The sequence below is a fragment of the Ewingella sp. C233 genome, from assembly GCF_055407225.1.
In genome coordinates this window covers 145,094-171,016 of sequence record NZ_JBUZRI010000005.1, presented here as the reverse complement: position 1 = coordinate 171,016, position 25,923 = coordinate 145,094, and the positions used below count along the sequence as shown (strand labels likewise).

The 25,923-nt window shown below is 53.0% G+C and carries 21 protein-coding genes; 14 read left to right on the top strand and 7 right to left on the bottom strand.

What is annotated here, in order from left to right; translation table 11 throughout:
- Positions 1–18: 18 nt before the first annotated feature.
- Positions 19–3,168, top strand: coding sequence for an efflux RND transporter permease subunit (locus ACZRKO_RS19990; protein WP_463738982.1), 3,150 nt, complete (start codon positions 19–21; stop codon positions 3,166–3,168).
- 91 nt (positions 3,169–3,259) lie between these two features.
- On the opposite strand, the gene ACZRKO_RS19985 is transcribed toward ACZRKO_RS19990, so the two are convergent.
- Together ACZRKO_RS19985 and cybB are read right to left on the bottom strand one after the other, a co-directional pair.
- Positions 3,260–3,730, bottom strand: a complete 471-nt coding sequence (locus ACZRKO_RS19985; RefSeq protein ID WP_463738981.1) for an RrF2 family transcriptional regulator — start codon at positions 3,728–3,730, stop codon at positions 3,260–3,262.
- 211 nt (positions 3,731–3,941) lie between these two features.
- Positions 3,942–4,505, bottom strand: a complete 564-nt coding sequence (gene cybB / locus ACZRKO_RS19980; RefSeq protein WP_463738980.1) for a cytochrome b561 — start codon at positions 4,503–4,505, stop codon at positions 3,942–3,944.
- A 1,239-nt stretch (positions 4,506–5,744) separates the two neighbouring features.
- Here cybB and parA point away from each other — a divergent pair.
- The 3 genes from parA to ACZRKO_RS19965 all read left to right on the top strand — a co-directional run bounded on the left by parA (position 5,745) and on the right by ACZRKO_RS19965 (position 8,933).
- Positions 5,745–6,371 carry a ParA family partition ATPase gene (gene parA, locus ACZRKO_RS19975; RefSeq protein WP_463738979.1) on the top strand — a complete coding sequence of 209 codons (627 nt, stop codon included), beginning with the start codon at positions 5,745–5,747 and terminating at the stop codon, positions 6,369–6,371.
- Positions 6,368–6,577, top strand: a complete 210-nt coding sequence (locus tag ACZRKO_RS19970; RefSeq protein ID WP_463738978.1) for a plasmid partition protein ParG — start codon at positions 6,368–6,370, stop codon at positions 6,575–6,577. The genes parA and ACZRKO_RS19970 overlap by 4 nt, the downstream gene beginning before the upstream one ends.
- Positions 6,578–7,943: 1,366 nt before the next feature.
- Complete coding sequence (locus ACZRKO_RS19965; protein ID WP_463738977.1) at positions 7,944–8,933, top strand: replication initiation protein; 990 nt, start codon at positions 7,944–7,946, stop codon at positions 8,931–8,933.
- A gap of 153 nt (positions 8,934–9,086) precedes the next feature.
- Here the strand turns inward: ACZRKO_RS19965 and ACZRKO_RS19960 are convergent, their stop codons facing one another.
- A complete protein-coding gene (locus ACZRKO_RS19960) occupies positions 9,087–9,305 on the bottom strand; it encodes a DUF7661 family protein (RefSeq protein ID WP_463738976.1) in 219 nt (72 codons plus the stop codon).
- Between the two features lie 311 nt (positions 9,306–9,616).
- Here ACZRKO_RS19960 and ACZRKO_RS19955 point away from each other — a divergent pair, with 311 nt between their 5' ends.
- The 5 genes from ACZRKO_RS19955 (at position 9,617) to ACZRKO_RS19935 (ending at position 15,165) form a co-directional block, all read left to right on the top strand.
- Positions 9,617–11,221: an ABC transporter substrate-binding protein gene (locus ACZRKO_RS19955; RefSeq protein ID WP_463739051.1), complete on the top strand. Its 1,605-nt coding sequence runs from the start codon at positions 9,617–9,619 to the stop codon at positions 11,219–11,221.
- A 78-nt stretch (positions 11,222–11,299) separates the two neighbouring features.
- Positions 11,300–12,259, top strand: a complete 960-nt coding sequence (locus ACZRKO_RS19950) for an ABC transporter permease (protein WP_463738975.1) — start codon at positions 11,300–11,302, stop codon at positions 12,257–12,259.
- Positions 12,259–13,200: an oligopeptide ABC transporter permease gene (gene opp4C, locus ACZRKO_RS19945; protein ID WP_463739050.1), complete on the top strand. Its 942-nt coding sequence runs from the start codon at positions 12,259–12,261 to the stop codon at positions 13,198–13,200. Before ACZRKO_RS19950 ends, opp4C begins: the two co-directional genes overlap by 1 nt.
- A 4-nt stretch (positions 13,201–13,204) precedes the next feature.
- On the top strand, positions 13,205–14,200 hold the full coding sequence (locus tag ACZRKO_RS19940) for an ABC transporter ATP-binding protein (RefSeq protein ID WP_463738974.1): 996 nt from the start codon (positions 13,205–13,207) through the stop codon (positions 14,198–14,200).
- Complete coding sequence (locus ACZRKO_RS19935; RefSeq protein WP_463738973.1) at positions 14,197–15,165, top strand: ABC transporter ATP-binding protein; 969 nt, start codon at positions 14,197–14,199, stop codon at positions 15,163–15,165. Before ACZRKO_RS19940 ends, ACZRKO_RS19935 begins: the two co-directional genes overlap by 4 nt.
- Here the strand turns inward: ACZRKO_RS19935 and ACZRKO_RS19930 are convergent.
- Entirely contained in the window at positions 15,157–16,572 is a 1,416-nt protein-coding gene (locus ACZRKO_RS19930; protein WP_463738972.1) for a PTS transporter subunit EIIC, read from the bottom strand. The two genes, ACZRKO_RS19935 and ACZRKO_RS19930, sit on opposite strands and share 9 nt — an antisense overlap.
- Before the next feature lie 328 nt (positions 16,573–16,900).
- On the opposite strand from ACZRKO_RS19930, the gene ACZRKO_RS19925 reads away from it, so the two are divergent.
- Complete coding sequence (locus ACZRKO_RS19925) at positions 16,901–18,100, top strand: enolase C-terminal domain-like protein (RefSeq protein WP_463738971.1); 1,200 nt, start codon at positions 16,901–16,903, stop codon at positions 18,098–18,100.
- 5 nt (positions 18,101–18,105) lie between these two features.
- On the opposite strand, the gene ACZRKO_RS19920 is transcribed toward ACZRKO_RS19925, so the two are convergent.
- Entirely contained in the window at positions 18,106–18,828 is a 723-nt protein-coding gene (locus ACZRKO_RS19920) for a GntR family transcriptional regulator (RefSeq protein WP_463738970.1), read from the bottom strand.
- Between the two features lie 384 nt (positions 18,829–19,212).
- On the opposite strand from ACZRKO_RS19920, the gene ACZRKO_RS19915 reads away from it, so the two are divergent.
- Both ACZRKO_RS19915 and ACZRKO_RS19910 read left to right on the top strand, forming a co-directional pair.
- Positions 19,213–20,424, top strand: coding sequence for an MFS transporter (locus ACZRKO_RS19915; RefSeq protein ID WP_463738969.1), 1,212 nt, complete (start codon positions 19,213–19,215; stop codon positions 20,422–20,424).
- Positions 20,425–20,472: 48 nt separating this feature from the next.
- Positions 20,473–21,096 (top strand): TetR/AcrR family transcriptional regulator, encoded by a 624-nt coding sequence (locus tag ACZRKO_RS19910; protein ID WP_463738968.1) that lies wholly within the window; start codon positions 20,473–20,475, stop codon positions 21,094–21,096.
- Between the two features lie 44 nt (positions 21,097–21,140).
- Here ACZRKO_RS19910 and ACZRKO_RS19905 read toward each other — a convergent pair whose 3' ends face one another.
- Positions 21,141–22,463, bottom strand: a complete 1,323-nt coding sequence (locus tag ACZRKO_RS19905; protein ID WP_463739049.1) for a 6-phospho-alpha-glucosidase — start codon at positions 22,461–22,463, stop codon at positions 21,141–21,143.
- A complete protein-coding gene (locus ACZRKO_RS19900) occupies positions 22,463–24,097 on the bottom strand; it encodes an alpha-glucoside-specific PTS transporter subunit IIBC (RefSeq protein ID WP_463738967.1) in 1,635 nt (544 codons plus the stop codon). Before ACZRKO_RS19900 ends, ACZRKO_RS19905 begins: the two co-directional genes overlap by 1 nt.
- A gap of 310 nt (positions 24,098–24,407) precedes the next feature.
- Here ACZRKO_RS19900 and ACZRKO_RS19895 point away from each other — a divergent pair, with 310 nt between their 5' ends.
- Together ACZRKO_RS19895 and ACZRKO_RS19890 are read left to right on the top strand one after the other, a co-directional pair.
- Entirely contained in the window at positions 24,408–25,112 is a 705-nt protein-coding gene (locus ACZRKO_RS19895; RefSeq protein ID WP_463738966.1) for a GntR family transcriptional regulator, read from the top strand.
- A 92-nt stretch (positions 25,113–25,204) separates the two neighbouring features.
- Positions 25,205–25,921, top strand: coding sequence for an alanine--tRNA ligase-related protein (locus ACZRKO_RS19890; protein WP_463738965.1), 717 nt, complete (start codon positions 25,205–25,207; stop codon positions 25,919–25,921).
- The last annotated feature ends 2 nt before the right edge of the window (positions 25,922–25,923 follow it).

Genomic DNA, 25,923 nt, shown 5'->3' with positions numbered 1-25,923 from the left:
CTTACAGGATCCTGACCTATGGACTTTTCCCGCTTTTTCATCGACAGGCCGATTTTTGCGGCGGTGCTGTCGATACTGATTTTCGTTGGCGGCGTGATCTCTATTCCGCTGCTGCCGGTCAGTGAATATCCGAACGTGGTTCCGCCGAGCGTGCAGGTGCGCGCCGTCTATCCGGGCGCCAACCCGAAAGTGATCGCTGAAACCGTGGCAACGCCGCTGGAAGAGTCGATTAACGGCGTCGAAAACATGATGTACATGAAATCCGTTGCGGGTTCCGACGGCGTGCTGGTGACTACCGTGACTTTCCGTCCGGGTACTGATCCGGATCAGGCGCAGGTTCAGGTGCAAAACCGCGTATCGCAGGCGCAGGCGAGGTTGCCTGAGGATGTCATACGCCAAGGGATCACCACGCAGAAGCAGTCCCCTACCCTGACGCTGGTGGTGCATCTGGTTTCCCCTTCCGGCAAGTATGACTCACTCTATCTGAGCAACTATGCCACGCTGAAAGTGAAAGATGAGCTGGCGCGTCTGCCGGGCGTCGGACAGGTACAGATTTTTGGTGCCGGTGAGTACGCCATGCGTGTCTGGCTGGACCCGAATAAAGTCGCTTCCCGCGGTCTGACCGCCTCGGACGTGGTAGCAGCCATGCGTGAGCAGAATGTGCAGGTCTCTGCCGGTCAGCTCGGGGCGGAACCGATGCCGACCAAAAGTGACTACCTGCTCTCTATTAATGCGCAGGGCCGTCTGCAAAATGAGGAGGAGTTCGGCAATATCATTCTGAAAACCAGTGATGACGGCACCATTGTGCGTTTACGCGACGTGGCACGCATCGAAATGGGTTCAGGCAGCTACGCGCTGCGTTCACAGCTAAATAATAAAGACGCGGTGGGGATTGGTATCTTCCAGGCACCCGGTTCCAATGCCATCGACTTGTCTGACGCGGTCCGTGCCAAGATGGGCGAACTGGCTACCCGCTTCCCGGATGGCATGACGTGGAAAGCGCCTTATGACCCGACGGTATTTGTGCGAGATTCTATCAGCGCGGTAGTCCATACCCTGCTGGAAGCCGTATTGCTGGTGGTGCTGGTGGTTATTCTGTTCCTGCAAACCTGGCGTGCGTCAATCATCCCCCTGCTGGCCGTGCCGATTTCTATCGTCGGAACGTTCAGCGTACTCTATCTGCTCGGTTTCTCGCTCAATACGTTGAGCCTGTTTGGACTGGTGCTGGCGATAGGGATCGTGGTGGATGATGCCATCGTGGTGGTGGAGAACGTCGAGCGAAACATCGAGGAAGGGCTGAGCCCGCTGGCAGCGGCGCATCAGGCCATGCGGGAAGTCTCGGGGCCGATTATCGCCATCGCGCTGGTGCTGTGCGCCGTGTTCGTGCCGATGGCGTTCCTGTCCGGCGTGACCGGTCAGTTCTATAAGCAGTTTGCGGTGACGATTGCCATTTCTACCGTGATCTCGGCCATCAACTCCCTGACGCTTTCCCCTGCGCTGGCGGCGCTGTTGCTGAAACCTCACGGCGCGAAGAAAGATATCCCGACGCGCATCATCGACCGGTTGTTCGGCTGGCTGTTCCGTCCGTTCAACCGCTTCTTCAACAAGAGCTCTGAACGCTATCAGCATGCGGTTTCCCGTGCGCTGAGCCGCCGTGGTGCAGTGTTTATGGTGTACGTGGTGCTGCTGTGCGCCGCCGCCTTTATGTTTAAAGCGGTGCCGGGGGGGTTCATTCCGACGCAGGATAAACTCTATCTGATCGGTGGCGTGAAAATGCCGGAAGGCGCGTCACTGGAACGAACGGATGCCATGATCCGCAAAATGAGCGCGATCGGACTTAGTGTTGACGGTGTCAGTGATGCTATCGCCTTCCCCGGCCTGAACGCCTTGCAGTTCACCAATACGCCGAATACCGGCACGGTGTTCTTCGCGCTGAAACCGCTGAATGAACGTACCCGCACCGCGGCATCGATCAATGCGGAAATCAACGCCAAGATTTCACAGCTACAGGAAGGGTTTGCGTTCTCGATTATGCCGCCGCCAATCCTCGGTTTAGGCCAGGGCTCCGGCTATTCGCTCTATGTTCAGGACCGCGCAGGGCTCGGTTACGGCGCATTGCAAACGGCCATCAATACCATGTCGGGTGCCATTATGCAGACGCCGGGAATGGGTTTCCCGATCTCCTCTTATCAAGCCAACGTGCCACAGCTGGACGCGAAAATTGACCGCGATAAAGCGAAAGCACAGGGTGTGTCGCTGGACGAACTGTTCAGCACGCTGCAAACCTATCTCGGTTCGTCATACATCAATGACTTCAACCGCTATGGCCGCACCTGGAAAGTGATGGCGCAGGCTGACGGGCCTTATCGCCAGAGCGTCGAAGACATCGCCAACCTGCGTACCCGTAATGACAAAGGTGAAATGGTGCCGATCGGCAGTATGGTTAACATCACCACGACCTACGGGCCGGATCCGGTTATCCGCTACAACGGCTATCCGGCAGCGGACATTATCGGCGATGCCGATCCTCGCGTGCTCTCATCAACCGAAGCGATGACTGAAGTCGCCGGACTGGCGCAAAAAATTCTGCCCAACGGCATGAATATTCAATGGACGGACCTGAGTTATCAGCAATCCACCCAAGGACATGCGGCGCTGATTGTTTTCCCGGTGGCCATACTGCTGGCCTTCCTGGTACTGGCCGCGCTGTATGAGAGCTGGACGCTGCCGCTGGCGGTGATCCTGATTGTACCAATGACCATGCTCTCGGCCCTGTTTGGCGTGTGGCTGACCGGCGGGGACAATAACGTTTTCGTGCAGGTCGGGTTAGTGGTGCTGATGGGGCTTGCCTGCAAGAATGCCATCCTGATTGTCGAGTTCGCCCGCGAGCTGGAAATGCAGGGCAAAGGCATTGTTGAAGCAGCGCTGGAGGCCTGTCGCCTGCGTCTGCGGCCAATCGTTATGACGTCGATTGCCTTTATCGCCGGGACTATCCCGCTGATCTTAGGGCATGGTGCGGGGGCCGAAGTGCGCGGTGTCACGGGTATTACTGTGTTCTCCGGCATGTTGGGGGTGACGCTGTTTGGCCTGTTCCTGACGCCGGTGTTTTACGTGGCGCTGCGACATCTGGTAACACGCAAAGCGCGTGCTGAGGCCGTGACTGCCTGACGGTTCGCCAGAAAGCAAAAAGGTCGGGGTTTTATACCCGACCTTTTTTTATGCCTGAATGGATTGGTACACCGAAAAACAAGGCGCTGAATTATTTATCCGCCGTGGCTTCCTGCACGTCACCGGTGCAAATGCGTTTGTCGTTACACTCGAACTGCGCTAGTGCATCCGCCACGGTGTGACGCGCCAGCACTTCCAGCGACGCCTCTTCCGCTTCACTCACTACCGATTTGAAATACCAGCAGGCGTTAGCACTCACCAGACAACGTGCCGGCACTTCCGGACGGGCTGCCCAGATGCGTTTATCATCAATGACGGCGGTGTAAATATCACGCAGGGTAATTTCATTCGCCGGGCGGCCAAGATGGATAGAGCCAGTTCGGCCAAGCGTGGATACAATAATGCCGCTGCGGGTCAGCGGGACCATCAGCTTGCGGATAAAGCTCGGGTTAGCTTCCAGACTGGCGGCAAGAACCGCACTGGTGGAGCGTATGCCCACCTTTTCGGCTACGGCGACGCTGAGTACCATTTGCATTGCTGTCGGAAAGCGAAAATCTAACATGTCATTGTCCTGAGAGACGAAGTTCTTAGGGTAAGCTGGCGGTGGAAAATGCCAGAACGATGAACGTCAATAGGCGATAATATAACAAACACTGTTGCATTTTTGAAGTTTAGCCCCGCCGTTGCGCACAGATTGACCATAGTTCCCATGATTTTTGTGAGGTCAGACGGGGAAAAGCACATTGTTGCTTATTTGCCTTCAGGAGGGCCCGTTATTTTCGGCAACCCGCGTCAGAATCTGGTTTTGATTTCCCCGGCATCATGCGCACCAGCGCATTATCCCGCAGCACATAATGATGAAACAGCGCGGCGGCGGCATGTAGCCCAATCAGATAGTATCCTGTGTCCGCGATAAGCTCGTGCAAACCCTTAAGCTGCTTTTGCAGGACAATATCCGGCACCACGCTCTGGGGCATATTCATGCCAAACAATAACCAATGATTTCCGCTGTAGTACATCGTTAACACCCCCAGCACCGGCAGGCTGATAAACATCAGGTAAATTAAGCCATGGGCAACGTGGGCCGCCAGATGCTGCCAACGCGGTTCAGGGGGCTTAATGGTCGGAGTGACATACATGGCTTTGACCAGAAGGCGGACAATCATCAGTACCAGAACGCTAAAACCCAGACTGTAATGGACCAGATTAAAATACTCTCGTCCGGGTGTCCCCTTGGGAACCAGGCCTTTCAGCAACATTGAAGCGTAAGTTCCGACCACCAGAAAAAAAACCAACCAGTGAAGGAAAATCTGAGGTGAAGCATATTTCGTGCGCATGATGAGCTCAGTAAAAAAAAGTTAATCTCACCCTAACCATAAACACTTAAGGCAACATTAAGGACACCGGTCAGCGGTAAAATTCTCATTTCTTTTAGAGGATTATTGAATCTTGTGATTACACAATCCTTAAATCCTACACTCCTGAAATCTCGAAATTCCAATAGGTCTGTATCCCAGAATGATGTAATTCTCCCGATCAGTCATCCTGAGATTTTAGAATCACAGAATCATATAATTCATGCATCCAATAATGAGATGAGCATAAGATATTGGCTCAGGAATCACAGAATCCTGACAACACCGAGATTACAAGATTCCTGGTTTTGTTCAGCAACTCTAATTATAGGATTTCATAATCCTAAAATCCTATGATAGTTATATCTTGCGATAACTTATGAAAGCAGTAAGCAGAGAATCATAGGATGACAAGATACAATAATCCCAAAGACTTCCGTTCCCTCTCCCCTCCCCTGTCGTCAACTGCACATCTCGCATAGAATTAATATATTGAAAATTATATAATAATCCTGAAATTTCAGAATCCTTTCAATGTTTTTACTCACTCGCGGCATCCTTAATAAATCCTGGAATCTCAGGATTTATTAAGGATGCTAAGATAACAAGAGCCTGAAATCATAGAATCCAATCCGGCTGGTGATACGAGTCATCCAGGAATCTCAACCTCACGAAATCTCAGGATTCAGAAATCCCATCATCATAATTTCCCCTCACTTCGACGCGTTCTGTATTCCGGGATTCAGAGATACCAGGGGGATAGGAGCGTGGCATCCTGAGATGATTGAATCCCCATATGTAAGCCCTGTATAAAACAAACTCACAATCCAGCATACCTTGAATCTCGGAATCTTTGAATTCCAGAATCATACAATCATTGAATTTGTTAACGTTATGAGCCAGCCCCAAACAGCAACTCAGGATTCAAGGATGACATGCTTATAGTATCTCATCATCATTACATCCTCTCATCTGAAAGTATGAGTAACAATGATGCCTCATAAAAGATTACGGAATCCTGAGATTTCATAATCCTTCAATCCGATGATATTGAAATCCTGAGAGGCAAACCTTATAGTAGTGACTTATCATGAGATTCATGGATGTAATAATCACAGAATCCTGAGATAACGAGACATGAACAATCACAGCGTCTTGACATCTTGGGATGTTAAGATTCCAGAATTATATAATCCAAAGATTCATCACCAAGAGGTTGTTATGGCAGCGAAAATTATTTCCTTCCTGAACGGGAAGGGCGGGGTAGGGAAAACCACAACGTCCATTAACATTGCAACCTGTCTCGCCAGACAAGGACACAAAGTGGTGATGGTGGATACGGATCCACAGGGAAGCATCAGCAACTGGTACGACGAAAGCAAATGTCAGTTCGATCTGACTGAAGCAGCCTCAGAAAAAGAAGTCTATACCGTAAGAAAACATCTGAAAGAGTATGACTATGTGGTGATTGACGGCGCAGCAGCGATTTCCGCGATATCCGCAGCTGCCGTGATGGTCAGCGACCTGGTTCTCATCCCGGTAACACCTTCTCCTTTGGATTTTGCAGCATGTGGTGCCATTTTGGCCGTTGTTGAAGCGCGTGAAAATCTCCAGCCGGTGATTGCCCGGTTTCTTATTACCAAGAAAGTGGCTTCAGCCAAGATGCTTGAAGTTCTGAAAGCGTCGATTGCCGATACAGGGGTTCCTGCTCTGCGCACGGGCACCACGCAACGTCAGGTTTATGTTCGGACCATGATGGATGGCGGAACGGTATTTGATACCACCGACGGTAATGCCAAAGGGGAGATTGAAATCATGACTAAAGAGATCACGGAGCTGCTGAAATGAAAATGAAATTGGGCCAACATCGTCAGTTGAATACCGCACTGGAAGCCGTGAGCAAACCGCCCGTCGGCGTCAAAAAGTTGCAAACCAATATTGATGAAGACCTGCATAAACGCTTTAAAACTAGCTGCTTTTTGCAGGATCGCGAAATGAAAGACGTCCTGACCGAGCTTATCGAAGGCTGGTTAGTGCATAACGAGCGTGGTTAAGACAACGTAGTGCGCTTCAATGCCGGTGACGAAGGTGACCGGCACGCCTTTTTCACACGCTTTGTTGCTGGCGACGAGACTTCGCATGTTTTCTCCGATCTGCTGTTATTCCCTTAAGGATCGCAAGATCCAATAACTCTTTTGTTTCTTTTTAAGTTTAAACCTTTATCTTTAGGGCTGATTTTAACTCTATTAATCATAATGTTACAATGAATTATGTGGAGTCATTTCCTGCGCCGGGTGGAGATCATTCCTGCTGGATGTGGATCCTTTTCATGATCAACGTAGAGCTTTTTCCTGTGGATAAATTCCTGAGTGATCAGAAGCTTATCTGCGTGGAAGGATTTTCTGTTGATAACTAAACTCTACCTCGCCGCTGTTCTCAAAAATCTACCAGATTGTCCGCGATTTAACAGCGTAAGTCTCTCCCGATGGCTGGCAGGGCGCTTAGGTGATGCTTAAAGGTGGAAAGATTTCCTGTATTTGTCGCTAAACCGTTCAACGTGGAGTGATTTCCTGTGACAGCGTCACTGCGCTGACCCGTGATGTGGGAAATATTGATCGGCCGCTAAAGTGGAGTGATTTCCTGTATACAAGCTTTTAAGGTTATGTGGAGTATTTTCCTGATGAAGAAGAGCAGGGAGGATGAGTCAGGGTTTCATCTGCGTTTACGGGGAAATCATCCACTTACCTTAGTTGTGACGCTGTCACATTTTCATATGTGGAAAGATTACCTGATCGGGTTACAAGGATTTAACGTGGAGGATTTTCATGTTCTGAGGCGCCTTCAATCCGTGGATCCTCAAATTTAGCGGCCTGAGAGACGCTTATGTGGAAAGATTACCTGTCATCTATCTCTGATTTTCCCTATGTGGAGAGATTACCTGTTGACGCCGGGTGAAACCTTATGTGGAAACTTTTCCTGCACCACAACGCCGTTATGTGGAGATATTTTCTGTAAAACGGCCCCCGCGAACCAATCCGGGGCTGAATGTGGCCTCAAACGATATTTGAGAGATCGATCACGAAACGCGATCCTTCGCAAAAAAGTCTATATGTGGAAAGATTTCCTGAATTTTCATATCGGGACAGAAGGAGTGTTTCGGTGATAGCCGGAAACTTTTTGGCGGGCTCGCAAAAACGGTATGTGGAGACTTTTCCTGTAAAATGCTGCGGGAATGAAAGGGGGGATCCTTTCCGGAATAGCCTGATGAAATTGGTTATGTGGAGTTTTTTCCTGATCTGACTTTTGGATCCCTTTCTTAACCAACTGATTTTAAATGATTAAATAGTGCATCTTTTTGCTTTACGCCACTAATTTATATGTGGAATAATTTATCTACATTCCACCTATGGATCCTGCGACATGGAACTCAACAAACTGACCGTTGTTCAGGGAAACGACCTCCTGGAAGGCGCATACAGCGTCACACTGGATGAGATGCGGTTGCTCAATTTGGCATTAGCCCAAATTGACAGCAGGAAACCCCAACCCGATACGCTTTATCGACTTTTCCCTCAGGATTATCAGCGGATCTACGGCGTCAATCCGACCAGCAGCCACCGGCAGCTGCGCGAAGCCGCTGAAAGCCTGATGAAAAAGCCGGTGACCATCTACAAGCCTGACACAAAAACCGGCAAAGTGCGTACGGTCCAGCTTTCGTGGTTCTCACGTCTTGAATACGTGAGCAGCGACGATCACAGCGCGGTGGTGCTACGTTTCGGTCAGGACGTGGCGCCTTATCTCTATGAATTAAAAGAATCTTTTACCAAACTTAATTTCGCGAACATCGCGAAACTGGATACGCCTTTCTCTGTGCGCCTCTATGGCTGGCTGATCAAAGCCAAGAACTTGTACGGCCGGCGCAGCGGAAAAGCCATCGAGGTGACGCTGGATCTCAACTGGATGCGTGAAAAGGCCGGACTGGCGGGTAAGTATGAAGATTACCGTGACTTCCGTCAGAAGCTGCTGGAGCCCACCATTAACCGTATCAACGCCAATACGGACATCTCCGTGGTGTGGGAGCCGGTAAAGCAGGGCAGAACCGTGGTGTCCATTAAGTTTGCCTACGTCGATGAGTCAGCGCCTGAGGCCAGCAAGCCCTTACGCCCGCGTCTGCCACGCCGCCCGCGTGCGGTGGCGGGTTCTCAGCTCGAAGGGGACTGGGCACGCCGCTGTATCGCCATCTTCGAAGATTATCGAATTAAATTAACCGCTTATGATGTTGATGATAAAGCGACGCTGCCTGATCTGCGTAAGCTGGCAGGGTGGTATAAGGTGATCGGGGATAAGAACAAACAAAAAGAAGTCCTGGCTGAAGTCAGCACCCGCAGCAAAAAAGTCAGCGCCAAATAATCTTCCTGAAGTGGGGCGTTTAACTGCCCCGCATCGCTATAACCCCCCCAAGCCTTCCTCTAAACTGCAATGTGGATCCCTTAAAAGGATATGACATCCTTATTCTTATTGTCCTAAAAAGTTAGTGAGCACTTACTGGGTTGGAGCAGGAAATCATTCCACCTTTAGCACATCGGGGTACTTTTCCGTGGCGGCCTCATGAAAGATATCCCCCAGATAGGTGGCTATCTCATGCTCTTCGATAAAATCAGGGATCACCACATCATGATTCGGTGAGAACTTTCTTTCCGGTAACGTGACATTCAGCACCTGCCATTGATCAGCGGTTTGCTTCACGGCCAGCAGGCGGCCGAATACGTTGTAGATCATCATGACGTGCTCCCCTGATGCGATGAAATTAAGTTCTGAGACTGATTTCACACTTAAGCATAAGCTGCCGCGTGAGTCATCTTAAGCAGCGCGTTGCCAGTACAAATTAGCTATAAGCCATATTTTTTCGTTGTTAGACAAGCCGAATACGCAACCTTACTCTTTGTCACGTTTTGTAAATAAACTGCAAATCCCCTGATGAGGAACCTCTTTTGGCAAAGTCACTGCAACATCTTCACCCACGCGGGCTGTCACAATTTACGCCGCTGAAAATCGCACTGCTGTGCGGATCGATTTTATTCTCTTCCGGCGTTATGGCTGATGAACTGCTTAAAGAGGGAATTACGCCTGCGACGGACGCCAGCCAGATCCCCGCATCGGCTCTCCTGCGCAAAGACACCGTGGTTGCCGGTATCCTGGAACCGCAGGGAATTTTCAACCCCTACTTCTTCGTAAATGGCTGGGACGAGAACGTCACCAACGTGATCTTTGCCCGTTTAGTTGACTGGGACAGCCACGGTGAATCCGTTCCCGGGCTGGCGGAAAGCTGGACCATCAGCCCGGATGGCAAAACATATACCATCAAACTGCGCCCGAATCTGAAGTTCAGTGACGGGTCTCCACTGACGGCTGAAGACGTTGCTTTCACGCTGACCGTGCTTTATGACCCGAAATACGATGGGGATACCGATATTTCGCTGGCGCATATTGTCGGTGGTGATGACTACAAAGCTGGTAAAGCGGACAGCGTCAGCGGCCTGAAAGTTATCGATCCGCAAACTCTGCAGGTGACCACCAGCGAAGAGGGTGCTACCACACTGCAAAAAATCGGCGGCCCGGTGCTGTCAAAAGCCTATTACGGCAAAGGTTACAGCCGCGGCAACCTCGACACCTTACGCACGCTACACGGCAAACCGCTTGGTAACGGCCCCTATATCTATGAAAAATACATTCCGGGTCAGGAGATCCGCTTCCACGCCAATCCGTACTATTACAAAGGCGTGCCACCAACGCCGCGCTTTATCTACCGCGTGACCAACCCGTCCACTAACTTCCAATTGTTCCAGACGGGTGAAACCGATTACGACGCCTTTACTTCTCGTCCGGATGATATCGAACAGCTCAAACTGCTCGGCTTCGCCAACATCAATCTGTACGGATCCAGTGATTACAGCAAAATTGAATTCAACGTCAAACGCCCGGCGCTGCAGGATGTGAAAGTCCGTCAGGCATTGATCTACGGCCTTGATCGCCAGAAACTGATTGACGTGGTCTATCAGGGCTATGGTTCTGTCGCGAATGAGCCTATCGCGCCGATTTCCTGGGCTTACAACGCCGAGGGTGTTAATCCGTATAAATACGATGCGGCGCAGGCGAAGAAACTGCTCGAAGAAGCGGGCTGGAAAGTGGGGGCTGACGGCATTCGTGAGAAAGACGGCAAGCGTCTGGAACTGACATTACTGGTCAGTAAAAAAGTGCTCAACGATGCGCTGATCCCGATCGCTAAAGAGAACTACCGTCAGATTGGTGTGCTGCTGAAACCTCAGGTGCTGGACTTCAACGCACTGATGTCACAGCGTAAATCCGGCAATTATGACCTTGCGTCATTTAGCACCAGCACCCTTAATGATCCGCACGATGGGGTATGGGATTTCTACAGTACAGAAGCTGCAACCCAAGGGGGCTACAACAATCCGCAGGTTGATAAGTTGATCAACCAGGGCAACGCCGAGCTGGATATCGAAAAACGTAAGCCAATCTACCATGAGCTGTATCAGGTGCTGGCCAACGATCCGCCGGTTATTTTGCTCGCTAACCGTAAAATCCTCTCCGCCAGCAGCGCCCGTGTGACCGGTTTCAAACCGGATATCTATAACGGCCTGACAGGCAGCCTGCCGGATGTGAAAATCGTTAAGTAAACGTCTCACAACAACGTCTTCAATTATCAGAAACAAAGCCGCTGCCGGGAAATCTCCGGCAGCGGCCATGAGAAAGTCATGAGAAATTTCATTCTGCGACGACTGCTGCAAACCATTCCCATGTTATTCCTGGCCTCGCTGTTGATCTTCATGCTGTTCGCGCTGACCCCTGGCGATTTTATTGACGGCAACGTCACCCTGACGGCTCAACGCGCCGCTGAACTTAAAGCGCTGTATGGTCTGGACCAGCCGCTGCTCAGCCGTTATCTGCACTGGCTCGGGCAATTATTACGCGGTGATCTGGGTTTTTCGCTGCAATACCAAATTCCGGTCAGCCAGTTGCTCAATCAGTACATCTGGAACTCATTTTTGCTGGCGACGATCGCCATGATCCTTTACTGGGGCATCGCGCTGGCCGTTGGCATTATTTCGGCCATGAAACCTTATTCCCTGTTCGATCACGGTGTGAGCGTGGTGATCTTCGCCGCCATGTCTTTCCCGACCTTTTTCCTGTGTCTGCTGCTGATCAAATGGTTTGCTGTGGACTTACACTGGCTGCCGGTAGGCGGGATGACCAATACTGGCAGCGATGCCACGGGCTGGGTCTGGGTGATGCAGGTCGGTGCGCACTTAATCCTGCCGGTGCTGGCGCTGGTAATGTTGCAGGCTGGCAGCCTGACGCGCTACTTTCGCGCCAGTATGCTGGACGTGGTGCGTATGGACTTTATCCGCACCGCGCGCGCCAAGGGCCTGCGTGAACGCACGGTTATCCTCAAACATGCGCTGCGTAATGCGTTGCTGCCGATCATCACCCTATTAGGGTTCGAGCTGCCGGGGCTGTTTTCCGGGGCGCTGATCACCGAGAAAGTCTTTAACTGGCCGGGTGCCGGTCATATCCATATCGATTCACTGGCCGCGCGCGATTATCCGGTGCTGATGGGCTTCACGCTGTTTCTGGCCGTGCTGACCATTCTGGGTAATCTGATTGCCGACGTCCTCTATGCCTGGGCGGATCCGCGGATCCGGGTGAGGTCATGATGCTGAGTTCTCTATTTTCTACCCAGCGCCGCCTGCGCAAAGCACAAATACCGGTGCTGGCTCAGGTGACGCCGTCGCCGTTACATCAGGCCTGGAAGTCGCTGCACCGCAATCGGTTGGCGATGTTCTGCCTGATCCTGTTAAGTGTGATGGCACTATGGTGCATTTTCGGACCGATGTTTTCGCCGTGGCGCGACGAAGCGACGGATGCGCTGATGATCAACAAAGCCCCGAGCGCACAGCACTGGCTGGGTACAGACTTTATCGGCCGTGATATCTACACCCGTTTACTGCTGGCGGGGCGTATCTCGCTCATCATCGGTCTGCTGACCATGCTGCTCTCCGTGACGCTCGGTTATCTGCTGGGGGCGCTCTCGGGTTATGCCGGCGGATTAACCGACCGATTCATCATGCGTTTTGCCGATCTGATGATGACCATACCCAGCCTGCCGTTGCTGATCGTCATGGGCGCGATGCTGGCCGAATTGGATTTTTCGCCGGACTCGCGGGTCTATATGGTGATTGTGATGCTAAGCCTGCTGGAGTGGCCGAAGCTGGCGCGTCTGGTGCGCGGGCAAATTCTCTCCCTGCGTGAACGCGACTTTATGCTGGCGACGCAGGTGCTGGGGTTATCTGCCCGCCGCAGAATTTTCGGTCATCTGCTGCCCAACACGGTGCCGATTTTGGTGGTCATGGCCACCATGGCTGTCGCCAATGCCATTCTCAGCGAATCCGCCCTCAGTTATCTGGGGCTGGGCGTGGTGCCGCCGATGGCATCATGGGGCAACATGATGGATGCGGCCAACAGCCTGATCGATTTCCAGCGCCGCCCGTGGTTATGGATGCCGCCCGGCATCGCCATCTTCTTCACCGTGGTGGCGATTAACGTGCTGGGCGACGGCCTGCGCGATGCCCTCGACCCAAAAATGAAACGGGGCTGATGCCATGACTCAACCTTTAGTACGATTTAACCGGCTGTCGCTGTCATTTTCCAGTGATCAAGGCCGGGTACGCGCAGTGCAGGACGTCACTTTTGACGTGATGCCCGGCCAGACGGTCGGCATAGTCGGCGAATCCGGTTGCGGTAAAAGCGTTACCGCGATGTCGTTAATGGGTCTGCTACCACCACAGTCGGCACGCATCGACGGTGGCGAGATCTTATTTGGCGGGCAAAATCTACTGACGCTGCGGCCATCGCAAATGGCGGATTTACGCGGCAACCAGCTGGCGATGATCTTTCAGGAACCGATGAGCGCCTTAAACCCGGTGCTGACCATTGGCGAGCAGTTAGTCGAACCCATGATCCGCCACCTTGGCAATGCACCGAAAGCTGCGTGGAAGAAGGGCATGGCGTTACTGACGGAAGTCGGACTGGCGCGGGCTGACAGCCTGATGAGCAGCTACCCGCATCAGCTTTCCGGCGGCATGTTGCAGCGCGTCATGATCGCCATGGCGCTCTGCTGTAAACCCAAACTGCTGATTGCCGATGAACCGACCACCGCGCTGGATGTCACCGTGCAGGCGCAGATCCTCACACTGCTGTGTGAACAGGCAGCGCGCCACCAGATGGCGCTGATGCTCATCACCCACGATTTGGGCGTGATAGCCCAAATGGCGGATCACGTGGTGGTAATGTACGCCGGGAAAGTGGTGGAACAGGGACCGGTAGCCGATGTGCTGCGCAATCCTCTACACCCTTACACGCAGGGGTTAATTGCATCGCGCCCGGTGCCGGGAGAGCGCCGCCGCCGTCTCTACTCTATTCCGGGGCAGGTACCTGATCTCGCCGCCTTGCCGCCGTATTGTGCTTTTACTGACCGCTGTGCTAACGCCACTGACCGCTGCCGTCAGGGTATTCCGCCGCTTATCGGCCAGCGTCGCCAGGCCGCCTGTTTTTACAGCGGGCTGACGGCAGTTCCTGAGACAGGGTTACAACGATGAATACAGGATATTTAATCGAGGTCGATGGCCTCAAAAAGCACTTCCCGATCCGCGATGGCCTTTTCGGACAGGAAACCGGCCAGCTGCGCGCAGTGGACGGCGTCAGTTTTACTATCCGTAAAGGATCGATTTTCGGTCTGGTGGGGGAGTCGGGCAGCGGGAAAACGACAGTGGGCAGAACTCTGCTGGGGCTGTATGAAAAAACCGCAGGCAGCGTGAAATTTCGCGGGGTAGATTTACAGTCGCTCAAACCCCAAGAGATGACCGCGCTGCGCCCGAAAATGCAGCTGGTCTTTCAAGATCCCTACAGTTCGCTCAACCCGCGCATGCGCATCGGGGACGCTATCGGCGAAGCCATGCTGGCTCATAAACGTTGTTCTGCGGCAGAACTGCGCGGCAAAGTTGAAGAGGTGATGAAAATCTGCGGGCTGTCGCCGCAGCACTACAACCGCTTTCCACATGAATTTTCCGGCGGGCAGCGCCAGCGCATTGGTATCGCACGGGCGCTGATTTTACAGCCGGATTTTATCATTGCGGACGAGCCGATATCGGCGCTCGATGTGTCGATTCAGGCGCAAATCATCAACCTGTTCTCCGACCTGCGCGATGAGCATGGCGTGACGTTCCTGTTTATTTCCCATGACCTTGGCGTGGTGGAGCATCTTTGTGATGACGTGGCGGTGATGTACCTCGGGCAGATTGTGGAGACCGCCGACCGCGACACCCTGTTTCGCCAGCCGTTGCATCCTTACACCCAGGCTCTGCTGGCGGCGGTGCCGACACTGGACCCAGAAAGCGAACCGGTGGCGATGGCGCGGGAGGAAATCCCAGACCCATCAAAACCGCCCGCCGGTTGCCGTTTTCACACCCGCTGCCCGCAGGCTACAGAGCGCTGCCGGGGCGAAATTCCTCTGCTACGCGATGTCGGCGAAACCGGGCACCGCGTAGCCTGTCATTTAGCGTGAATCCTGAGATGCAATAATCTTGGGATTTTGAGATTCGGTGATTTTATCACCCCGTACCACCAGCATCCAGGTGAGCGTAAAGGAGAGGAGCAGTGCAAGGGTGACGCCCATCAGGATGTAGATAAAGTAGGGGCCGATATATGCGGGCAGGCTGAAGATGCTCGACAAAATATAGCCATACAGCCGCACGCCGAAGAAGGCGATAAAAGCCGACGCAATGGAGCTGCTGATGGTGGTGGCAATAAAGGCTTTCTTATAACGGGTCAGCACGCCGAACAGCGCCGGTTCGGTGATGCCGAGCAGCCCGGAGACCGCCGCCGACAGCACCAGGGTTTTCTCTTCACGGGTTTTAACGTGGAAGTAGATAGCAAAGGTGGAACCGGCAATCGCCATATTCGCCATGAACATCATTGGCATCAGCATGTCCCAGCCTTGATCGGTAAAGTTCTGCAGGGCAATCGGCGTCATGGCGTGGTGCATACCGGTGAGGATCGCCACCGGGCGGATGGCCCCGACGACAAAACCGGCGAACACCGACGAAATATCAAACATTCCCTGAATAAAGAACGCCAGCAGCTTGCCGAGGTAAATCCCGGCGGGACCAATCACCGACAGCGACACCAGCGCAGCGATAAACAGCGTCAGCGTTGGCGTAAATACGGTTTTCAGCACGTCCGGCATGATCTTATCCACCCAGCGGTGGATATAACTGAGCGCCAGCACCGAGAAAATCACCGGGATCACGCTGGCTGAATAGTTAAAGACCGATACGGGAATAACATCCATAAAGTAGATGGCGCTGGCGGCACCCGGCGTATGGGTGGCGAGGGCTTTGGCCGCGTCAATCAGCGTCGGGTACATCAGACAGGCGGCCACGGCAGCGGCCAGATACTCGTTGGTTTTGAAGATTTTGGCGGCTGATACGGCGAGGAAAAACGGCAGGAAATAGAATACGCCGCTGGCAATCAGATCAATCACCATTACCGTGTCACTCTTGGCGGAGATGATCTTCAGCGCGATCAACCCGGCCAGCAGGCCTTTGATCATCCCGGCACCGGCGATGGCGGGGACAATCGGGCCGAACACACCGGAGACGGTGTCCATAAACAGTGAAATCAGCCCTTTGCGTGGGCGGGGGGTGTCCGTGCTGGTAACAGCGACAGGCGACAGATTATCGACAATCACCTGATACCACTCATTTACCTTCGGCCCGATGATGATCTGTACCTGATCGCTTTGACTCTGCGCGCCTAACACACCCGGCAGATTTTTAATTTCCTGCCACGCGACTTTATTCTCGTCAATTAAATCGAAACGCAAACGCGTCATACAGTGCCAGACTTTATTAATATTTTCTGAACCGCCGACCAGTGCGATGATCGCCTGCATAGATTCTGTATTTGCCATATAAAGCCTCTGAGTCAACCGCTTATTATTATCAGATGAATAGCGTGGAATACTAATAGCCCCACCATCAAAAAACAAACCAATAAAACATGACTCCCATCACATAACCGCGCTACAAAAGTCCTTGTTGTATCGGTTAGGCTAAATTGGTCTGGTTTTTAATGACTTTCTGTTTGTGAAACCGAACCATTAAAAATCATTAAAATTTAAGGTTTACAACCGGCATCAAAATAGGGTGAAATCACGCCATAAAATGTTTTATTCATTATTTAATCCTGCACCTGTTTTATATTTATTGCGGTTAAAGCAGGCGCTTAAGGAAAACTTCATGCAACCGACAATCATTAAAAATATCGACTGCCAGATAACGCGTCCTGACCGCCATAATCTGGTGGTGGTCACCATTGAAACCGATAAAGGCATCACGGGCTACGGCTGTGCGACATTCCAGCAGCGGCCGCTGGCGGTAAAAGTGATGGTGGATGAGTACCTGAAGCCCCTGCTGATTGGCCGCGACGCCAACCATATCGAAGACTTATGGCAAATGATGACGGTCAACGCCTACTGGCGTAACGGACCGGTGATGAATAACGCGGTGGCCGGTATCGATATGGCGCTATGGGATATCAAAGGGCAGTTGGCCGATATGCCGCTCTACCAGCTGTTTGGCGGAAAATCCAAAGACGCTATCACCGCTTACAGCCACGCGGCCAGCGACACGCTGGAAGGTTTATATGCCGAAGTGGACACATTACTGGCGCAGGGTTACCGCCATATCCGCTGCCAGCTGGGCTTTTACGGCGGCAATGCGCAGGATTTCCACAGTACCAAAACACCGACTGAAGGCGCCTATTACGATCAAGATCAGTACATGGACAACACTCTGGCGATGTTCAAAGCGCTGCGTGAAAAGTACGGCACCCGTTTCCACATTTTGCACGATGTCCATGAGCGGTTGTTCCCGCAACAGGCACTGCAATTTGCCAAACAGGTTGAAGTCTACCGGCCCTATTTTATTGAAGACATTCTGCCGCCGCAGCAGAACGAGTGGCTGGAGCAGATCCGTAACCAGACTGCCGTACCGTTGGCGACCGGAGAGCTGTTTAACAATCCGGCCGAGTGGAAGGATCTTATCATCAACCGCCGCATTGATTTTATCCGCTGCCATGTGTCGCAGATTGGCGGTATCACACCGGCACTGAAGCTGGGGGCATTTTGTCAGAGCTTTGGTGTGCGTCTGGCCTGGCACTGCCCGCCGGACATGACACCCATCGGCGCGGCGGTAAACACACACCTGAATATTCATCTGCACAATGCGGCGATTCAGGAATTTGTGGCCTATCCGGCCAATACGCAGCGTGTTTTCCCGGACTCGGTTACGCCTGAAAATGGCTACTTCTATCCGATTGAGAAAGCCGGTATTGGCGTGGGCTTTGATACCAAAGCGGCGGCAGAGTTTCCAGTGGTCTACCGGCCGCATGAGTGGACACAAAGCCGCCTGCCAAACGGCGCAATTCATACCCCTTAACCGGCTCAGGTCTGGCGAAACGCCAGATTATCCTGATTGAACGGGATGACGTAAGTGCAGGAGTAGTCAATGTCTATGATGTCGCTGAAGGCGTAAACCCGGCCATCGTGCAGCATTCCACGGTTGAGAATGTGCATGGCGGCCACGCCTTTTTTACAGCCGAGCAGTTCCGCCTGAGTTTTGGTGACATTCACTGCATCGTAATGGGTGAGGGAGTGGGAAATGCGGTAGCCCTTGCCGAGCACATACTGCTGGATCGAGCTTTCAATCACTTTCTGATTCAGGTCGGTAAAATCGCGAAACGGCATCTTTCCTTCTTCAATCTGCACTAGCCGCTGATTCACCGCCCGCAGGCGGCAAAATGACCAGATAAAATCCTCCCCGGTCACACCGAAGATCTGCTGCTCCTCCTGGTCGGGGCGGCGCTTATGCAGGTTCAGCATACGGAAACTGATCTGCGCGAATTTCTTCTCGGTGATCGAGTTATAGACCAGCGGATTGCGGCTGATGCCCGGATTAATATAAATGCCTGATCCCTGTACGATACGTACCGCACCGATATCCACCAGCTTCTCCAGCGCCTTGCGTACCGTAAAACGCGACGCGGCGTACTCCTGTGCCAGCTGGCGCTCCGGTGGTAGTTTTTCAGGTCGCTGATCTTCGGGCAGGGCGCTACGCTGATAGATTTTGCTCAGAAGATCTTGAGCAATAAACTCTTTCTTTTTCATGATAATGCCTCTTTCCTCATTACCTTAACGGCCTCTCTTCGTGCTTACCGATATCATGCAGGAGTTCATCCGCGAAGTCTTGAACTGTGCATTGATGTTCACTGTTCTGGTTGCGACGAATCGCTTGCAAATTAGTTACAACATACTTACATGTGGAATGATTTCCTGCCTGTGCCGCCGGTCTGTTTTAGTGTGTTGTCTTAGCCGCTGGTGCCCTTGCAGGCAAAAACAGCCGCAGGGCAGGCGAATGATGGCTTAGCGAAAATGAGTCTAAACAATAACGTAGTGATCATTACGAAATACCTTGACGCCGTGAGCTCAATCACGTTTTATAGCCGCATTACACCTGCTCCATTCACTTATAAAAATATCAGGACAACCATCATGACTGAGTGCACATCGACTGACGCCCAGCCACACCCCTCGGCTTTCCAGCGCTGGCTGGGTGTACTTTCACTGGCCTGCGGCACCTTCGTGCTGATCAATACCGAATTTCTGCCCATTGGATTACTGACGCCCATCGCCCGTTCGCTGAACGTCACTGAAGGGCAGGCCGGTCTGGCCGTCATGCTGCCCGGCGTGGTCGCGGCTATTTCGGCCATCCTGCTCATTCTATTTTCGCGCCAGCTGAACCGCCGCACATTACTGTTGACGCTCTCCGGGCTGCTGATTTTCTCTAACGCGGCCGCTATGCTGGCACCGTCGTTTACGGTTTTGCTGATCGGCCGCATTATTCTCGGGGTGGCGGTGGGGGGGTTCTGGTCGTTTGCTATTCCTGCCGGGCGTCGTCTGGTGTCTGAAGCGCAGGGTGCGCGGGCGATTTCGCTAATCAGTGCCGGCGTGGCGATTGGCACCGTGGCCGGTGTGCCCGCGGCCGCCTTCATTGGTGAGTTATACGGCTGGCGGATGGCTTTTACCCTCAATACCGGGCTGGCGGTGGCCGTGTTTGTGTTGCAGTGGGCGACACTACCTTCGTTGCCGGCCAGCCAGTCGATGAATGCACGGGCGCTGTTTGGCGTGGCAAAAATTCCCGGTGTACGCTATGGCCTGATCATCGCGCTGTTTATGGCCTCGGCGCACTTTTCGGCTTATACCTACCTTGAGCCCTGGCTGCGTTTTCAGGTTCGTCTGGCCCCGCCTGACCTGTCGCTGTTGCTGATGGGCTACGGTGCGGCAGGCCTGATTGGCACCTTCCTGACCGAAGTCACGGTGCGCGAATTTGGCGTAAAACGGACCTTCCTGGTGAACATGTTGCTGCTCGGCGTAGCGGTATTTGCAGCGTCACAACTCAGCGCCAGTACCGTCACGGCCTCATCGCTGGTCGTATTGTGGGGGCTGGCGTTCGGCGCATTGCCGGTTTGCCTGAATATCTGGTTATATCAGGCGGCCCCGACGATGTTTGAGGCGGCGTCTGCGCTGACGGTATTTATCTTCCAGATTGCTCTGGCGAGCGGCGCTTTCTTCGGCGGGATTTTGGCGGATACGCAGGGCACCGGCAGCTCCTTTATGCTGGGCGGCGCGCTGGCGCTGCTGGCCGTGGTGACGATATTCCTCACCCGACCGCAGTCCGTCACGCGGGTTGTTCCGCTGGAGTAACAGTGAGCGGCTTGCTGCAATAAGCCGCATCTCATAGAATCGGTTGCCATGAAAACAGATAAACCTTCCACCGCCAAAGCGCGCGGCAGACCGCGCTCTTTTGACCGAGATACTGTACTGGAGCGGGCCATGCGCCTGTTCTGGTCGCAGGGCTATGAAACCACCTCCATGGCTGAGTTGCTGGCAGCCATGCAGGTCACACCGCCCAGCATTTACAGCACATTCGGTGATAAAGAGGGCCTGTTTTTGCAAGCGATTGAACGCTATAACCATGGCCCCGGCAGCTATCAGCAGGAAGCCTGCAAAGAAGACACCGCTAAAGCCGCTGTAAGCCGTATTCTGCATGAAGCAGCGCGCTCTTTTGTTGACCCGCAGACACCCGCGGGTTGTATGTTAGTGGTCTCAACGGTGAACAGTTGCCCGATTTCTTCTCCGGTGCAAAAGGCAGTGAATGAAGCGCGTCACCAGTCTGAATGTGCGCTCAAAGCGCGAATTGAGCAGGGGATACGTGACGGTGATGTCCCTGACACGGCCGATGCAGCCGGGCTGGCCAGCTTTTTTGGCACGCTGTTAAACGGCATGTCGATCAAAGCCAAAGAAGGGGCGACGGAGCAGGAGATGCTGGCGATTGTCGAGAACGGTCTGCGGGTATGGCCTGACGGGAAGTCGTGAACAGATTAAAAATAAACGGCGCAGTGCGCCGTTTTTTATGGGCGTTATTTCAGTTCCGGCCAGTACTCTTTATTGGCTTCAACCAGATCATCAAGAATGGCTTTGGCGACCGACGCGCTCGGCACGGTTTTCGACAGCGTGATGGCCTGCCACAGCTTCAGATAGGATTTTTCAATCCACGCCTCCACCACCAGTTTCTCCACTGTCACCTGCTGACTCATCAGCCCGTGCTGGAACAACGGGATTTTGCCGACGGTCAGCGGCTCCGGCCCGTGGCTGCCGACCAGGCAAGGAATTTCTACCATGGCTTCTGGGTCGAAATTATTGATGGCTCCCTGATTTGGCACAATCAGCAGCATTCTTTCCTGTGTATTGAAGGCGATAGCGGTGGCGAGATCGACGATATATGACGCATGTTCGTCAATTTCCAGTTCCCCTGCGCAAGACTTACCTGCCTTAGTTATGGCTGCGCAGGAGCTGAATACGTGCTTCTCGCGGTGCTCCATCACTTCATTGGCGCGGGTGTGTTCCGGGTTGGCGTGTGCCACCACGTAGTCAGGGTAAAGATAATACTTGAGATAGGTGTTCGGGAAGGTGGACGGATCCAACGCCCAGACGTCTTTGGCTTTGGCAAAGGTATCGTTCCAGCTGGCTTCCACGCCCGCTTCGTCCGTTGGCGGCACATAACCGTGTTTGGCCACATGTTCGCGGATTTTCGGCATCAGATCGTTGCCCTGTAAATCCTCTACCGAGGTCCACCAGCCAAAGTGATTGAGGCCGTAATAACGCACGCGCATCTCTTTACGGGATTTCAGCCCGGCAATTTGTGCCATGCGGCCTTCAATGCCAATCGGCATATCGCAGATGTTAAGAATTTTAGAGCTTGGACGTAAACGGCGAGTGGCTTCGGCCACAATCGCTGCCGGGTTCGAGTAGTTGAGCATCCAGGCATTTGGCGAATATTTTTCCATATAATCGACAATTTCCAGCACGCCGCCAATCGAGCGCATTCCATACGCAATCCCGCCGGGGCCGCAGGTTTCCTGGCCGACCACGCCGTGGCGCAGCGGAATTTTTTCATCTTTTTCACGCATCGGATATTTACCGACGCGGATATGGGCCATGACGAAATCGACGTCTGTAAAGGCCGCTTTCGGATCCGTGGTGTAGCTAAACTCAATGTCCGGCGCCTGCTCCTTAAGGATCACTTTGCACGCCTCGGCCACGATCTCCTGACGTGCACCGTCGTTGTCATAAAACTTGATGGCGCGGAGGGGGAATCTCTGCTGATTAGCGAGCAACATCAATACGATACCTGGCGTAAAGGTACTGCCACCGCCTGCCACGACTACTGAAAATTTCTTCATCATACTGCCTCCGTAAGGGATGATTCTGTCGGGGTAGGTCCCCCGGTTTTGGATGGTGTAACCTGCGTTTCTTTCATCAGGGCTTCAATCTTGTCCCGTACCTGGGGTACGTGCAGGCCGACGATGATCTGAATACCGTTGCCGCGCCGCACGACGCCGTGTGCGCCGAGGGCTTTGAAGATTTCGTCACTTTGCGTCAGCGCCGTATCACCGAGGGTGATACGCAGGCGGGTGGCGCAGTTGCTGAGATTGAGGATATTGGCCGCGCCGCCCAGCGCGCTGAGGATCCCGGCTGCCGGGCTTTGTGCTGTATCGGTGACGGTACTGTTTTTGCGCGCCAGATAGTCGGCTTTGTTGTAGAGTTTGATTTCGCTCTCTTCGCGCCCTGGTGTTTTCAGGTTAAGACGCAGGATCAGCGTGCGGAACACCAGGAACCAGACGCCGGTAAACACCAGGCCAATTCCAATCTGCTTAAACATCATCGATGCATGATTGTGGTACATCGGGATCCAGTTCTGTGGCAGGAACTGATCAAGCAGGCCGCCACCCATATTGCCGACCACGCCCGCCATATACATCAGCGTGGCCATGGTGGCGGAGAGCAGGGCGTGGACCGCGAACAGCAGCGGTGAAATAAACAGGAAGGTGAATTCCAGCGGCTCGGTGATACCCACCAGCATGGCGGTGAGAGTCGCCGGGATCAGCAGTCCTGCGACCTTGACCCGGTTTTCCGGTGCTGCCGTGGCGTAAATCGCCAGCGCGATGCCGACCGAACCGAAAACTTTCGAATTGCCGTGCAGCGCGAATCCGCCCTGCGGGAATAAGGTTTTTAGCGGCTCGGTGCTCTGGCTGAAGGCTTGCAGATGCTCAGCCCAGTAGACCTGAATACCACCTTCTACCGCCGCAGGGCCGAAAATAAACGGGCCGTAGACGAAATGGTGCAGGCCGGTCGGGATCAGGATGCGTTCAAGGAAGGTATAGACCCACACGCCAAGTGCACCGGAAACCAGCATGAAGTGCTGCATCGAAAGAATGCCCATCTGCACTTTGGGCCAGACCAGCAGCGTCACCCAAGCGAGCGGGATCATCAGCAGGAAAGCGATAATCACCACAAACGAGCTGCCCTGAAAAATACCCAAAAATACCGGCAGTTGTTTATCAAATAAATGATTGTGAATGGAAGTCACGACACCGGAAATAATAATCGCACCGATAATACTGGTATCGAGGGTTTTAATTCCGGCAATCATTGCCAGTCCGCTTTGCCCTCCTGGCTCTGCATTAAAGTTAACGCCGAAATAATCACCCCAGGTCATTCCCATGGCATTAATTAAATAATTCCAGGTCATAAAACTGACCAGCGCGGCCAGACAGGCGCGTCCCTGCGCATGTTTCGCAAGGCCAATCGGCAGACCGACGGCGAAAATCAATGGCATGTTGCGAAAGACTGTCCATCCGCCTTCTTCAATAATATGAACAATTTGAGCAAACAGGCTGTCAGGGTTGGTGAGCGACTCACCGACAAACATCGGGTTTTGCAGCATGATGGCGATCCCCACCACCATGCCTGCGAACGGAAATAGCAGCACGGGCGTGAACATCGCACCGCCAAAGCGTTGAATTTGACTGAGCATAAATTATCCTCATATTAATTCCGGGTCAGAGTTTTTTTAATGGTCTATTTGTTGGCGTCTGTTGTTTTATTTCTGATCAGAGAGTAGGAACAATAGAAAATAAGTTCGCAGAGCGATTCATCAATTCGTGATCGCATTCATGCTTTTTATGCAGGGTAAGTGATCTACATTTGCTGCGATTTGTATACACTGAAAGAAGTCAGGATATTTTGGCCATGAAAATTCGGTGTAAAACTGAGGTTTTTCAATCGTCTGATTGCCGCTAACCGCATTACTCCGGAACTTTCCCCCTTTAAAAAGAGGTCTGCCAGTGATCTACAAAATCCTTGCCGAACGCTTACGAATTCGCATTAATTCTGCTGATTACGGCGTAGGGGATGCATTACCGAGCGAGAAAACGCTCGCCACAGAATTTGGCGTATCACGTATGACCCTGCGCAAGGCCGTGGATCTGCTGGTGGAATGGGGGCTGGTACGGCGCTGCCACGGCAGCGGAACCTATGTGGCACAAAAAGATGTACAGCATGAAACTCGCGGGCTGATGGGTTTTTCTGAATTGATGAAACAACTGGGGCGGCCGACGGTCAGTGAAGTCCTCGAATTCCGACTGATGGGCGCACCCCCTGCGATTGCCAGCCAGCTGCGCATCAAGACAGACGAACGTATCTACTACTCCCGTCGGGTACGCTCAGTGGAAGGAAAACCGCTGGTGCTGGAGGACAGCTATATGCCTTGCAGGTTGTTCGGCAACCTGTCGGTGGCTCATTTGGAAGGCTCTAAATTCACGTATATAGAAGATGAGTGCCATATCTGCATCGCCGGGAATTACGAAAGTTTCAGCCCGATCCTGGCCGACAGCACGGTGGCGGGGTTACTGCATGTGCCGGAAGGCACGCCGCTGCTGCGCCTTACCTCGCTCTCCTACAGTGACACCGGCGATTATCTGAATTACTCGGTAATGATCCGCAACGCCAACGAATATCACGTGGACTACCATTTGCAGCGCGCGAAATAATTTCCCCCCGCGTGCAATTTTTTACAATCCAGCCCCCGGAGGAGATGCGCATACTTGGCCCTCATAACGAGAAAACACCTGAGGAATATCACATGACGTTGTTGCTAAGCCGCAGTCAGCCTGAGCTGGTGAGCTGTACCTCCACGGTTTTACAATCCGGCACCGATGAGAAAGGACACTATTTTGTCACCGGCGAAACCGTGTTTTATCCGCAGGGCGGCGGGCAGATGTCGGACGTGGGTAACGTGACCTACAACGGACAGCAATTTGCCGTAAAACACGTATTGATGAACGCGGGTGAGGCCCGTCATTATCTGGCCGATGTGACGGGTGAACTTGAGCAGGGCGCAGAAGTCCGGCTGGAAATTGATACGGCGTTTCGCCAGCGGGCATCCATTGCCCATACGGCGGGCCACCTGATTTCACACGTGGTTGAAACGTTGATGCCTTCTCTGGTGCCCGCCAAAGGCCACCATTTTCTGCCGGGTTCCTACGTGGAATTCAGCGGTAACAGTACGTTATCCGCCGAACTGTTACTGGTGCAGGTGAGGGAAAAGGTACAAGAAGCCATTGATGCCGATTTACCAGTCAGCACCGGTAACATCCGTTTTGACGAGATTGCCCGTCTGCGCCCTGCGCTGGCCGGTGCCATTCCGCAAAATGAGGAGATCCGCACGGTGACGATTGGCAGTTATCTGCCGTTTGCTTGCGGTGGCACCCATGCGTCCAGCACAGGTGCGTTGCAGGGACTGGAACTGCGCAAAATTAAGGCCAAAGACCGGGTGAAAATCAGCTATGAAATCGCGTAACC